General features: G+C 40.2%; 12 protein-coding genes, 1 tRNA gene and 1 other annotated feature. Of the genes, 3 read left to right on the top strand and 10 right to left on the bottom strand.

Annotated elements, in window-relative coordinates; genetic code table 11:
- Window positions 1-31: 31 nt before the first annotated feature.
- Window positions 32-121, top strand: a tRNA-Ser gene (locus RDV53_RS01520).
- 37 nt (window positions 122-158) lie between these two features.
- Here the strand turns inward: RDV53_RS01520 and RDV53_RS01515 are convergent.
- The 10 genes from RDV53_RS01515 to gloA form a co-directional block, all read right to left on the bottom strand.
- Complete coding sequence (locus tag RDV53_RS01515) at window positions 159-1,247, bottom strand: tyrosine-type recombinase/integrase (protein WP_032822657.1); 1,089 nt, start codon at window positions 1,245-1,247, stop codon at window positions 159-161.
- A complete protein-coding gene (locus RDV53_RS01510; protein ID WP_232620855.1) occupies window positions 1,168-1,593 on the bottom strand; it encodes a hypothetical protein in 426 nt (141 codons plus the stop codon). Before RDV53_RS01510 ends, RDV53_RS01515 begins: the two co-directional genes overlap by 80 nt.
- 439 nt (window positions 1,594-2,032) lie before the next feature.
- A complete protein-coding gene (locus RDV53_RS01505; RefSeq protein WP_005696704.1) occupies window positions 2,033-3,754 on the bottom strand; it encodes a YadA-like family protein in 1,722 nt (573 codons plus the stop codon).
- 66 nt (window positions 3,755-3,820) lie between these two features.
- The gene (locus RDV53_RS01500; RefSeq protein ID WP_005696703.1) at window positions 3,821-4,126 is read right to left on the bottom strand and encodes a hypothetical protein; all 306 of its coding nucleotides are present in this window, start codon (window positions 4,124-4,126) and stop codon (window positions 3,821-3,823) included.
- Complete coding sequence (locus RDV53_RS01495; RefSeq protein ID WP_005696702.1) at window positions 4,116-4,493, bottom strand: hypothetical protein; 378 nt, start codon at window positions 4,491-4,493, stop codon at window positions 4,116-4,118. The genes RDV53_RS01500 and RDV53_RS01495 overlap by 11 nt, the downstream gene beginning before the upstream one ends.
- Before the next feature lie 40 nt (window positions 4,494-4,533).
- Window positions 4,534-4,839 (bottom strand): hypothetical protein, encoded by a 306-nt coding sequence (locus tag RDV53_RS01490; RefSeq protein WP_005696700.1) that lies wholly within the window; start codon window positions 4,837-4,839, stop codon window positions 4,534-4,536.
- Between the two features lie 519 nt (window positions 4,840-5,358).
- A complete protein-coding gene (gene priC, locus RDV53_RS01485; RefSeq protein WP_005696699.1) occupies window positions 5,359-5,940 on the bottom strand; it encodes a primosomal replication protein PriC in 582 nt (193 codons plus the stop codon).
- 40 nt (window positions 5,941-5,980) lie between these two features.
- Window positions 5,981-7,333, bottom strand: coding sequence for a Na+/H+ antiporter family protein (locus tag RDV53_RS01480; protein ID WP_005696698.1), 1,353 nt, complete (start codon window positions 7,331-7,333; stop codon window positions 5,981-5,983).
- Between the two features lie 102 nt (window positions 7,334-7,435).
- Window positions 7,436-7,563 (bottom strand) — a sequence feature (His leader region).
- 115 nt (window positions 7,564-7,678) lie between these two features.
- Window positions 7,679-8,368, bottom strand: coding sequence for a ribonuclease T (rnt, locus tag RDV53_RS01475; protein ID WP_005696697.1), 690 nt, complete (start codon window positions 8,366-8,368; stop codon window positions 7,679-7,681).
- Window positions 8,369-8,378: 10 nt separating this feature from the next.
- Window positions 8,379-8,786, bottom strand: a complete 408-nt coding sequence (gene gloA / locus RDV53_RS01470; protein ID WP_005696696.1) for a lactoylglutathione lyase — start codon at window positions 8,784-8,786, stop codon at window positions 8,379-8,381.
- Between the two features lie 232 nt (window positions 8,787-9,018).
- Here gloA and RDV53_RS01465 point away from each other — a divergent pair, with 232 nt between their 5' ends.
- The gene (locus RDV53_RS01465; protein WP_005696695.1) at window positions 9,019-10,347 is read left to right on the top strand and encodes a phosphoglycerate transporter protein PgtP; all 1,329 of its coding nucleotides are present in this window, start codon (window positions 9,019-9,021) and stop codon (window positions 10,345-10,347) included.
- A 125-nt stretch (window positions 10,348-10,472) separates the two neighbouring features.
- Complete coding sequence (locus tag RDV53_RS01460; protein ID WP_115353578.1) at window positions 10,473-13,112, top strand: GDYXXLXY domain-containing protein; 2,640 nt, start codon at window positions 10,473-10,475, stop codon at window positions 13,110-13,112.
- Window positions 13,113-13,156 lie beyond the last annotated feature (44 nt).

Here is a 13,156-nt window from a genome sequence, read left to right as displayed (position 1 = left end):
AAAAACGTATTATTCACCTCGCTTAAATCACGGAGGAATGGTCGAGTGGTTGAAGGCACCGGTCTTGAAAACCGGCGAGGGTTTACGCCCTCCCTGGGTTCGAATCCCAGTTCCTCCGCCATTTTCTCGGAAGTCGTAAGTTAAAAAGGTCTCTAAACTCAGTAACTTACGGCTTTTTTATTTGTGTCGAAACATAAATCCTCCTCATTTTGTGAATCTGAATTTGTCGCCGAAAAAGTCAACTTTGACGTAACTTTGACATGATTTGCGTATTGCAATAAATGCCTCTCGTTAAGATGTGCGTATTTTTGCACCATCTCGATTGTCTCCCAACCGCCTAACTCCTTAAGCACCATTAGCGGTGTGCCACTTTGTATATGCCAACTTGCCCATGTGTGCCGCAAATCGTGGAAGCTGAAATCACTAATCCCTGCGCGTTGCAAAGCTCGTTTAAAATCCTCCCGATCAATGTCTGAAATCATCTTGCCTTTGCCACGGTGAAAAACATATTGAGATATACGCCTTGTCTCTTTTTGCCGTAAAAAATTAACTGCATTACGCGGTAGCGGTAGCGATCTTGCGTGGCCAGATTTGGCAACGTCACTTGTGACAATGGCAATGCTGCGCGGAAAATCTATCTTATCCCACGTTAAAGTTAAAATCTCCGACATACGCCCTCCGGTGAGTAGCGCAAATGAGCAGACCTCACGCATCCACTCTAAGTTAAGGCTATCTAAAAACCTATTTGCCTCGTCTTGCGTTATCCATCTAACGCGCTTTTTAGGCTCGTTATTTTTGGCAAGATACGGGATTGCATCAACCCACCCAGCTTGCTTGGCAAGATTAAGCGCCCGCATTATTGATGTGCGGTATCTATTTTGCGTAGATGGCGATAGTCTCTCTCCAGTGCGCTTGTGCGTTGGTAGATTGTTATAGATGTCATCACTTGTTAAAGAGCTAAGATTTTTATGGCCGATACGGTCTCGCCAGTATTGCGCGTGATGTATCTTGGTCTCCAAATCTTTTTGATGTTCGGCGTCCTCTAAAAAGCAGATTAGTGCGTCTTCCACCGTCCGTTCCGGTTGCTTGTTTAGTCGCTCGACCTTGTATGACTCGGCTTTTAATTTGTCGTGCAGCTCTTGCGCAAGCCGCTTGTCAGTCCTGCCACTAGACGATCGAATACGCCGCCCTGACGGCGTGGTAAAGTCGATTTGCCAAACACCATATTTGTTTTTGCCTGATCTTATCAAGATCTGTTTTGTAAATTCGCCAGCCGCGCACTCCAGCAACCTTAAAAAATCCCCAGTTGGATCTATTGTTATACACTGTGCTATAATCAAAATCGGAATAACGCTCATCTTTCTCCTCTTCGGTTAACGTTTTTTTCTTGCATTCGGCCTTACCTAAAACCACACCATAAACGGCATACGGTAAATCATTACTCTCATAATTTTCGTATTCGTCCATGTCGTCTGCAAATTCGTGAGCCTCGACAGCGCCAGCCAAACAAGCCCCTCTTGCTTGCTCTAATGTTTCATACAAATTAATAATGTGGATATCGTTTGATATATCCACTGAAAAATATTTGGTCATTTTGTACCACCTTTGTCTGCTTAAAATAAAAAACGCTCACTTGGAGCGTCTTTGGGGTTGGTTAAATACTGTTTATTTTTTGTAATCCACCACCGGCAACACATCAACCAGTGGTCGAGGGATGTTGTAGTCTTGCGGTGCATTAAATTGGCTTTTGGCCCACTCAATAAAATTATTTACGTAGTTGTTAACTACCGCAGGATAGTTTGCCGATTCCGCCGTCCGGATAATGTCATTTCGCAACTCAGATCCAAACATAAGCCAACTGTATTTAGCGTCATCTAACGCCCGAGTAACAGACGACGGGTCTCCACTATATCATACGCACATAAAAATAGCAGCAGAAAATATCTACAAATCTTGAGTAGGGGATGTTGATGTTAATTTCGTTCATTTTCACCAAAACTTAGCCCCTCGTATTGAGGGGCGATATGAATTATTAGAATTGATAGGTTAGACCCGCGCCGTAAGTAACTTGTGATTGCGTATCCACACTGCCACTTGCACTTACAAGCCATTTAGTGTTATCGGATAAGCGAGAGTAGCGCACTGCTAGAGCCTGTTGTCCGCTGTGACCGCCTACGCCTACACCAAGAGCAGATTTACCTGCATAAGTAGCGTGCGGGATGTTGGCCACAGCAAAAGCGGAAGCAATACCGGCAGAAGCTAACTTACGGTGCTTACGCACATCATCAGATAAGCTGTCAATACGTTTATTAGCTTGAGCAATACCATTACTTAGCTTATCGATTTTTGCGCGGTTTACGTTGATTTTTGACGTATTATCACCAATAGATTTGCTGTTGCTATTGATTTTGTTCCATTGTTGCTCATCTACGACATCGTTAGCGTCTGCGCGCTTGGTTAATGTATCGATTTTTGCGCTGTTTACGTTGATTTTTGACGTATTATCACCAATAGATTTGCTGTTGCTATTGATTTTGTTCCATTGTTGCTCATCTACGACATCGTTAGCGTCTGCGCGCTTGGTTAATGTATCGATTTTTGCGCGGTTTACGTTGATTTGTGACGCATTAGCACCGATATTTTTTGCATTGGTTACAATTGCTTGTTTGTTATCGGAGATTGCTTGCTTATTGCTATTTACCGCCGCCTTATTTGCCGCAATAGCCTTAGCATTATTGTTGATTGATAATGCGTTATCACCAATAGATTTGCTGTTGCTATTGATTTTGTTCCATTGTTGCTCATCTACGACATCGTTAGCGTCTGCGCGCTTGGTTAATGTATCGATTTTTGACGTATTATCACCGATATTTTTTGTATTGGTTACAATTGCTCGTTTGTTATCGGCGACTTTTTTAGCAACGGAGTATAGCTGTGAGCCATTCACCGCTTCGGTTGATGTTTTGGAGATTTCCGCAGCCGCAACATTGGAGATGGCGCGCTCTTTGTCTTTTGTGCCAACAGATACCTCACCCATGGTTTTTGTACCCGCCCAACCATCAAGCGTTACATCGTCAATCACCGCGGATTCGTTTGTGCGGTTCCAAAGTTTTTGATTTACCGCCTCGCTTTCATTGCCTAGGGCGACTGCACCTGGGCCACTTGCTTTGGTGTTTGTACCTAAAGCAGTTGCGCGGTGTCCGTCTGCATTCGCGTTGGCGCCAACCGCAACGGAGCGCGTATCGCTAGCGGTTGCCGCGGGGCCTACCGCAACGGAGCTTGTGCCAGTTGCCTGAGCTGCACTACCTAAAGCCGTTGCCCCTGCACCTTTGCCAATTGCACCACGTCCAATCGCTGTAGCTCTGGCACCTTCCGCGCTCGCCTCCGCGCCAGTAGCAATAGAGCCATCACCTGTAGCTTTAGCGGCGTTACCATGAGCAATAGACACAATGCCGCTTGCTGTGGATGAGTAACCTGTTGCAACTGCTCCTTCCCCATTTGCCACAGTATTTGCGCCCGTTGCTGTACCACGATAGCCCGCATAAGTGCGACTGTCGCCGTAAGCTGTTGCGTCGCTTGCATACGCTTTGGCATCGCTGTTAGTTGTAACGCCAGTCATCGCTTTAGCGTGAGCAATAGCATCAGGATTTTGGCTTGTATTTGTCGAGTAATTAGTTTTATCGGCATCATAAGTATTTGCGTATGCGCCAATGGATAACGTTGCAATAGTTAGTGCTAAGATTGTTTTTTTCATGTTTTTTTACCTTTTTTTGATTAATAAAAAAGTCCTCACGTGGAGGGTATTGATTGATATAGTTGGCTATCCTTGGATTCTGCTTTTGGCTACCTCAATGAGTAATTTGTATTCGTTTTTTGTTTTATCATCATGTACTTCGGCTGATTTTGATAAAAACTCATCAACCGTGCCAACAAAACAACCACGCGTTACAATTAGTCCGTCTTTGCCGTTAAATACTGTTAGCGTACCGTTTTCCGAGCCGACATTACTCGCCAAAAAAATCATTTTACGATCGGAAATTACCGCACAAGATCTAGCCCGTCTATATTGATAATTTCTGCCGCACTGTGGGCATGGTCTTGTTATCGGTTTGTTTTTAATCCCCATCTTCGCCACTCGCCCAATATACGCGGACGGCATCAAGCACGGAAAATTGCTGTGCTTGCGTCATCCCATTTAACTTATCATAAAGCGCGGTCAAATCTTGCGGCAAAGTGCCGTAATGCGTGCGAAAGTCATCGGCTAAATCAAACGGCATTACAAGGCGAGTTAAATCACTGCCGGCGGCATAGACATTGTATAACTCAACCCACTCAGTTTTTGATAATTCTGGCTTTTCCGCGTGGGCTAAATGTGCCAACTGCTCAAATGCATTATTAATGTGTGCCGATAGCCCTTTTTGCTCGCCCTGTGGTGTGCGATCTGTGATGTATTGCCAAGTATTATCTGATAAATGCACTGCTGTTTTTGCCATTTTTCTAAACTCCAATTAAAGCCCCTTGCGGGGCTTGTTATTATCTTCCTGCGCTTTCGCCAAATTCTTCATCAAGTGCCTGGTGGATTACATCTGTGTAGTTTTCCAAATCGACATAACCGCTACCTGACTCCATAACAATCCAATCAACTCTACTGCCGCCAAATTCCATTCTTAGGTTTTCGATTCTTCTTTCGAGGTCATCCATGTTGCTAACAATGTTTTCCCACCAATCAAAGTTTTCTTGGCTTGTGACAAATCTCCCAGTTTCTAATCCGTCTTCGTCGGTTTCTTCCGCAAATCCGTATTCAGGATCGTCGCTATATCCGTCATGATTGCCGACCAAGTCGTTAAACCAATCACAACCAGTTTTGCTATCGATAAGTAATAATATTTCTACTTCGCCTGTTTCTTTAATTACGATTTCTATTTTGATTTCTTTTTTCTGCCCCTGCCGGTTGGTGGGGTCTGGTTAAAGTTTTGGGTTTATAGCCTCATCTCTTGGCTATGTGTATATAGTACAATATACAGAAGATATTAATGCAAGTGCTATTTTGTAAAGAATTGTAAAGAAGAAAAAGAATTGAATATTTGGTATGACTTTGACGTAACTTTGACGTAATAGATGATAATAGATAGTAATTAATACTAATTTAAAAGGTGGGTTTGCGTGTGATAGGGTGTGTAAATCTTTGAATTGATTGAAAATTAAAAAATTGATTGATAAAATATGGTCGGTCTTGAAAACTGGCGAGGGTTTACGCCCTCCGTGAGTTCGAATCTCACTTCCTCCGCCATCAAATTCAAAAAATCCCTAAATCGAAAGATTTAGGGATTTTTACTTTTCAGTCTATTAAAAAATATCTTATTTTTTGACCGCACTTTCTTGGGCTTCTTTAAAGGCAAGGTATTCTTCTAAGGTCTCAATCGCTTCTAAACATTTTTGACGACGCGTTAAATAAATTGCGGCTGTTTGCTTATGTACATCTCGTTGAATATCTGTTTGAGCCGTATTCGCTTGTGCTTTAGCTTCTTCGTATTTTTCCGTGAGTTGTTGTAAGGCTTCATAATATTTTTCTAGACGCTCTCTTGGCGGGAGACGATGAATGCTATGTTGTGATTTACTACTTGCAACTTGTGGCTCTGTTTTTTTCGGTTGAATGGGCTTTTTATGCTTGCGATTCATGGCTTCAGTCAAGGCGGTGCATTGCCCTAAAAGGTGTTCAACCATAAATACAATTTGTTCTTCATTTTGATGAGGAAGGCTGGATAGCTTCGTTAAGCTTTGCTGGATTTCTTTGAGATAAAAACCGACGGTTTCAAAATCTTCAGTAAATAAAGTGCGGTTAAATTTAGCGTTGATTTTTTTATCAGAGTCAGCTTGATAGGCTTGAGTCAGTTGCTGTACTTTTTGTTCGAGCGTATTGAGTAATGATTGAATAGACATAAAAAAAATCCCCACATAATGAATGCAGGGATTATAACGATTAAAGGGTCATGGCTGCAATCCAACCGAACGCTAATAATGGAATGTTGTAGTGAATAAAGGTTGGTACAACAGAATCCCAAATGTGGTCGTGTTTACCATCCATATTCAAACCGGATGTTGGACCAAGTGTGGAGTCAGAAGCCGGTGAGCCCGCATCCCCTAATGCCGCAGCTACACCTACGATAGCCACTGTCGCAAGTGGTGAGAAACCAAAAGAGAGACAAAGTGGTACATAAATTGAGGTGATAATTGGCACGGTTGAGAAAGAAGAACCAATACCCATGGTAATCAATAACCCAACGAGTAGCATTAAGAATGCCGCAACGCCTTTGCTTTGAATTACACCCGTTGAAAGTGCATCAACTAACTCTTTCACGCCACTTGTTGAATTAATGACATTAGCGAAACCAGAAGCCGCAATCATCACAAAGCCGATCATCGCCATTAAGCGTAAACCTTGTTGGAAAATATCATTACTTTCTTTGAGTTTGAAGATACCAAATGCACCGAAAATCACTAAACCGACTAAACCACCAATAATTGTAGAACTTGTGAAAAGCTGTGTGGCAAACGTGGCGACGATAGCGACCGCACTTGCGGTAATTTGAATAGGTTTAATGTTAGCGATGTGTTGTTCAATTTCAGTTGTAGTTGGTTCTGCCGTTGTCACCACATACTCGCGAGGTTTGCGATAGGTAACAAATACGGCAGTGAGTAAACCAAGAATCATACCAATAACAGGGATAAGCATAGCAAAAGAAACTTCACCAACACTGGTTTGTAAACCGAGTGAGGCACCAGCAAGATTGATATTTTTTACTAAAACGCTTTCAATAAAGATTTTCCCGAAACCAACCGGCAAGATCATATAGGTTGCGGTTAAACCAAAGGTAATAATACAAGCCACTGCACGACGATCGATTTTTAAACGGTTAAAAATAGAAAGTAAAGGCGGTACCACAATCGGAATAAACGCAATGTGCACTGGGAGCAAGTTTTGGGATGAAATTGAGAATAAAAGCAAAATACCAAGCAGCATATATTTAAACCAGGCTAAATTTTTGCCAGTTGGTGTTTTGTTCATTCGGGTAATAATTTTGTAGGCAAGCAAATCAGTGATGCCAGATTTTGAAATCGCAATGGCAAATGCACCGAGCATCGCATAGTTCATCGCCACTTCAGCACCACCACCTAAGCCGCCTGTAAAGGTTTCAATGGTTTTGCTTAAACCTAAGTCGCCGCATAAGCCGGCTGTAAGCGCAGAAATTACCAGTGCGATAACCACGTTCACGCGCAGTAGGCTTAATGCCAGTAGTACGACAATTGAAATAACAACGGGATTCGATAGCATATTGTTGTTCCTTATTGATTAATTAAACTTAAAAGGTCGCATAAAAGAAAATTGATTTAAGGCTAAATGTCGCATAGTAATAAACTCCTGTAATTAATAATAAAACAAAACCCCTCGAAAGTTGCCTTCCGAGGGGTAAGATTTTTTTGATCTTTATCTTGTCAGCTCGGAAGAAATCTTCCAAGCACGCCAACAGCCTGAAAGATTATTCAGTTGAATGGCGATGATGGTGACGAAGGATAAAGTTCATTTGAAACTCTCTTATTTAGATAACTAAATTGAATTACTTTTTAAAATACGGTAAACCGAAAACGATTGCAAGCTTTTTTCAAAAAAATTTGAAAATTAAAGTGCGATCTGATTTTCAGCAGTTTTTTCCGTTTCATTTGTTTGAGCAATATGCGGGAAACCACCAAGCTCTTTTAAATGATTCACCATATAGCAAAATAATTCTGCCGTACGTTCAGTATCATATAGCGCCGAGTGTGCTTGTTTACCATCAAAAGGAATTTTTGCCGCTTGGCATGCTTTGACGAGAACCGTTTGTCCAAACATAAAACCGGCAAGTGTTGCCGTATCAAACATCCCAAAAGGGTGGAATGGATTGCGTTTTACGCCCGTACGTTCAGCCGCAGCCATCACGAAGCTTTGGTCAAAAGCCGCGTTGTGTGCCACGATAATAGAACGCTGACATTCAGCATCTTTTTGTCCACGACGCACCATTTGGAACAATCCTGTGATGGCATCTAATTCAGATACGGCACCTCGCAATGGATTGTGAATATCAATCCCGTTAAATTTGAGTGATTCCGGATTAATATTCGCACCTTCAAATGGCTCAATATGAAAATGGCATTTTTGATCGGGGTGTAAATTGCCATTCCCATCCATTTTTAAGGTGATTGCCGCAAGTTCTAAAAGCGCATCTTTTTTGGCATCAAACCCAGCCGTTTCCACATCAATAATGACAGGAAAGTAGCCGCGGAAGCGATTTTTTAATTGATGGTGATAAGGAATTTCAGGTGTATCTGACACAATGTATTCCTTAATTCCCTAAAGCTGATTTTGCACTTTTATTTTCGATAAACTCGATCTTATAACCATCTGGATCTTCAACGAATGCAATCACGGTTGTGCCACCTTTAACAGGGCCTGCTTCGCGAGTTACTTTACCGCCATTAGCACGTACCGCTTTACAAGTTGCGTAAATATCATCTACACCAATAGCAATATGACCGTAAGCATTACCAAGATCATATTCAGTCACGCCCCAGTTATATGTTAATTCAATTTCAGTTGCACTCTCACCATCCTCGTAACCTAAAAAGGCTAGTGAATATTTATACTCAGGGTTTTCACTTGTGCGTAATAAACGCATACCTAAAACGTCTTGATAAAATTTAATAGAGCGGTCTAAATCACCCACTCGAAGCATGGTGTGTAAAATTCTCATCTTATATCCTTTTTTTATTGGGTTGGTCGGTATTATAACATAGAAATTTTTAAATAGACTTAGGACGTAATTTATCCCAGAAATTAGAGTCGTTTAAATAACGAAAATGAACTAATCATTTGGAGTGGTCGGAGCTCTGTTTCATATTCGGCTTTGGTAATCTGTTTCTCATTGTAGTGGACTAGCTATTACAAGGATACGACAAGTTGTAAATTATTATAGGAGAACAAAGATGTTTTCATTCTTAAAAGCATCTCCTCCAGCACCAAGAATTGAAAGTTCTAGAACAGATGCCGAGTATAAAAAATTACGTTGGCAGGTATTTGCTGGAGTATTTATCGGGTATGCGGCTTATTATCTTATCCGCAAAAACTTTTCTTTAGCAATTCCTTATCTTATTGATGAATATGGCTTTACTAAAGCTGATTTAGGTACAGTTGGGGTAGCGTTATCACTGGCTTACGGTTTTAGTAAGTTCATTATGGGGAATATTTCTGACCGAAGTAATCCTAAATATTTTATTACTATTGGTTTATTAGGTTCTGCATTAGTGAGCTTAATTTTCGGTTTAGTACCAGGCGTGCTTTCTTCTATTCCATTGATGATTGTGTTAGCTGCATTAAATGGCTGGTTCCAAGGAATGGGATATCCACCAGGTGCAAAAACAATGACCAACTGGTTCTCGGTTTCTGAACGTGGTGTTTGGTGGAGCTGGTGGAACGTATCGCATAACTTAGGTGGTGGTTTAATTGGTCCATTAGCGATCCTCGGTTTATCGATTTTCGGCGTATGGCAATCTTTATTCTATTTACCAGCCTTAATCGCGATTGTATTGGCATTCATCATGTTCTATTTAATGCGCGATACTCCAGAATCACAAGGGTTACCACCGGTAGATGAATGGAAAGGTGAAAAAATCGTAGAGAAAGTCGAATCGGCTCACACGCTTTCTTCTAAAGATATTTTCATGAAATACATCATTAATAATAAGTTCTTATGGGCGATTGCACTTGCGAACGTATTTGTGTATTTCATTCGTTATGGCATCATTGACTGGGCACCAACGTATCTAAAAGAAGTGAAACACTTCTCTGTAGACAAACAAAGTTGGGCGTATTTCCTTTACGAATATGCAGGTATCTTTGGTATGCTTGCTAGTGGTTATTTGAGTGATAAAGTCTTCAAAGGTCACCGTGCACCGCCGATGTTATTATTCCTAACCGGTGTATTAATCGCGATTATTGTTTATTGGAAAAACCCAGAAGGAAATCCACTCGTAGATAATATTTGTCTTGTAGCTATCGGTTTCTTAATTTATGGTCCAGTAATGATGATCGGGCTTCAAGCGGCAGACCTTGTACCACGTGTGGCAACCGGTACAGCGACAGGTCTAACCGGGCTATTCGGTTACTTATTAGGTTCTGCGAGTGCAGGCTATGTAATGGGCAAATTGGTCGACTTATTTGGCTGGGATGGTGGTTTTTATGCCTTGATCGTTTCTTGCTTCTTAGGATTTGGTTTCATTGCTTTTACCTTACTCCATAAGCCGAATGCAGCGTAATAAATATTATTTTACCTAAATTAAAATGTGGCTAAATTGTATTATTTAGCCACATTTTTTTGTTATTTATTTACCTGACTATTATGCTAAGATAATACGAATATTTTTATAAAAAGGAAAAATGAATGAATACAACTGGCCTTTTTAATCTTTCTTGGCAACGTTATTTAAATTTACTGTTTTTATTATTAACCGTGGGATTTTTAACGAGTGGAGTCGTCACGTTAATTGCAGCCAATTTAGATTATTTTTCTGATTTAGCCAAAATTTATGGCTTACAAACACTGCTTGTGGTGACAGTGATATTAGGCCTTTATTGCTTTATTCGAGAAAGTCGTCGACAAGCCAAAGAAAAATTAAAGTGGAAGACATATAGTATCTTTTTTGTTGTTTCTGTGTTAATTGGCGGTTTATTTGCCTTAGTCGGACAAACCTATCAAACGGGGGCCGATGTATGGCAGTTATTTGCTGTTTGGACACTTTGCCAACTTCCATTTTTATTATTATTTCCGAATGTGGCCTCAGCGTTACTATTTGCCGCTACTGCCAATGTTGCGTTTTATTTATTTAATGAACAAAACTCGCATAACTCAATGTGTTATGCCGTGCTGATTAATGCTGGATTACTTGTGATATCGGAATTATTCAGTAAAGCTTTTCATGACCAACATTGGCGCATTTTACCTAAAGTATTTTTAGCACTGACTTTTACGAGCCTATTTGGTTTAGCGGTCTTTAATGGTGTGTTTTTTTATTCTACTTGGGCTGAATTTGGTCGTTCATCACTTAGTTCTTTGCTAATTGCTATTCCTGCCTCGATCGCATTTTATGTATATCACAAATATCGCTTTGATTTTATTAATTTAATTATTTCAGTCATAGCCTTACTTGGGGCTTATTGCTTTTTGGCATCTCTTTTGATTCGTGGTGTAGAAGAGGGGGTGCTTTTAGGATTAATTGGCTTTACTTTCACTGTTATGGCAATAAATTGGTTGGTGAAACGTTATAAGCGAGAATATCCAAATAGTAAGAAATTCCATTGGGCGATTTCAATATTATGGGTGGTTGCCTTATTGATAGCTGTCGTTACGATAGGTGTTTGGTTATTTTTTTCTTTCGGTCTAGAAGAATCTGGCGCATTATTCTTTGGTATTCTTTTATTTGTTGTGGCTTTGTTTATCACATTAAACAAAGAGACAGATGAACAATCTAAAATCTTAGCGGGTTTATTTTTTCTGATCGCAAACTGTTTTTTAGGCTTTTATTTGTTTGTTAAATTTAATGGTATTTTTCTTTTATTCGGATATGAATCTAGTGAAGGTTCAAATTTAGGTATCTTTATCTCCGCACTGATTTTTACCGTCATTATTATCGTCAGCTACAAATTGATGCCGAATTCTTTAGTGAGGATTCTACTGGTTACCCAGCTTCTCGTGTATTGGCAAATTTCGTATAATCTATATTTCCATAGTTACAGCTTGAATAACGCATGGTTTAACACATGGTTTAATAACACATGGTTTAATAAAATCCAGCTCCTGATTTCGATTGCACTCTTTTATTGGGTCATGCGACCTAATCAATCAGCTCGAATTCATTTAAAGCCTATTGCTTGGGGAACAGTATTATTCTCTCTATGGATCTCTGTGCCGTCGTATATGGCGTTTCCTTGGGTAGATTATGGTCTTATCGATACAGATGTTTCAAGTGATGTCATGCCAGCAGACGCGATGAGTCTTGATAATATGTTGCAAGTTTTAAGTGGGCAATTTTGGTCACACTTCCAGTTTGATGTTAGCCATATCTTATATTTACTTGTCTGTGCATTACCATTAATTGTCTATGCACTAATGAAGAAGCATAGTGACTCCAAACACACAGAAGCAGTGTTAATTTTATTAGTATTAACCTTGTTTGCATTAGGCTTTGTTGGGATACCCGTCATTTTATATTTAACAGCGTTATTATTGCTTGTTTATTGGACGGACAGCCGTGCGTTCTTCGGTCTTTTGGTATTTGCCTTTGTTGTTTATTTAGGTGGGTTCTATTACCAATTGAGCATCCCATTACTCTATAAAGGGGGATTGCTAGTAAGCTTTGCCGTTATTTTTGCGATTGTTACTTTATTCTTGCATGCACGTTATAAAGCGCCTTCACAAAGTGCGGTCGAAAACCATTCTGTTTTTAAAGCACCGATTTGGCTTGTTGGCGTCTTTGTGATCGCGTTATTGGGCGCGGTGAACTATAAAGTACAGCAATTTGAAGATGTGCTGGCTACTGGTAAGCCTGTTGTCTTAAAAATCGCTCCTGTGGATCCTCGTTCATTGATGCAAGGCGATTATATGGTATTGAATTACGCTATTTTATCTGAGTTTCAGCAAAGTCAGGTTTTACCTGAATCAAATGAACCTCTTGAAAGTAATGAGCCTATTGAAACTGTTGAATCTAATGAAATCACAGGTATAGATGAATCAAGTCCTTCGGAAAAAAAAGCTTATATCCTTGTTCATCTTGATCAAAATCATGTTGCGACATTTTGTGAGGAGCAATCAGAGATACCAACAGATTTTAAACATTGCACACCAAATGTTTATTTACCAATTCGTTATAAAGGTGGTTGGCTTCCTAAATTACCAAGCCAAGATTATTTCTTTGCGGAAGGGAAAGGTGAACATTATGCGCAAGCGGAATATGCAGAATATCGCTTTAAAGACGGTATTTTATTGCTAGCTCGTTTATTAGATAAGGATTTAAAAGGGCTATAAAGCATTGGTGACAAATAAGGGCGTATTTGATACGCCCTTATTTT

The sequence above is a fragment of the Haemophilus parainfluenzae ATCC 33392 genome, assembly GCF_031191205.1.
Taxonomy (GTDB): domain Bacteria; phylum Pseudomonadota; class Gammaproteobacteria; order Enterobacterales; family Pasteurellaceae; genus Haemophilus_D; species Haemophilus_D parainfluenzae.
The sequence above is the reverse complement of the archived record's forward strand: the minus strand, read 5'-3'. Positions and strand labels throughout refer to the sequence as shown.

Bases quoted from the DNA above. Each gene is read 5' to 3' on its own strand.
- RDV53_RS01510 (WP_232620855.1), bottom strand. From the start codon at position 1,593: ATGACCAAATATTTTTCAGTGGATATATCAAACGATATCCACATTATT.
- RDV53_RS01505 (WP_005696704.1), bottom strand. From the start codon at position 3,754: ATGAAAAAAACAATCTTAGCACTAACTATTGCAACGTTATCCATTGGC.
- RDV53_RS01500 (WP_005696703.1), bottom strand. From the start codon at position 4,126: ATGGGGATTAAAAACAAACCGATAACAAGACCATGCCCACAGTGCGGC.
- RDV53_RS01495 (WP_005696702.1), bottom strand. From the start codon at position 4,493: ATGGCAAAAACAGCAGTGCATTTATCAGATAATACTTGGCAATACATC.
- priC (WP_005696699.1), bottom strand. From the start codon at position 5,940: ATGTCTATTCAATCATTACTCAATACGCTCGAACAAAAAGTACAGCAA.
- RDV53_RS01480 (WP_005696698.1), bottom strand. From the start codon at position 7,333: ATGCTATCGAATCCCGTTGTTATTTCAATTGTCGTACTACTGGCATTA.
- gloA (WP_005696696.1), bottom strand. From the start codon at position 8,786: ATGAGAATTTTACACACCATGCTTCGAGTGGGTGATTTAGACCGCTCT.
- RDV53_RS01465 (WP_005696695.1), top strand. From the start codon at position 9,019: ATGTTTTCATTCTTAAAAGCATCTCCTCCAGCACCAAGAATTGAAAGT.
- RDV53_RS01460 (WP_115353578.1), top strand. From the start codon at position 10,473: ATGAATACAACTGGCCTTTTTAATCTTTCTTGGCAACGTTATTTAAAT.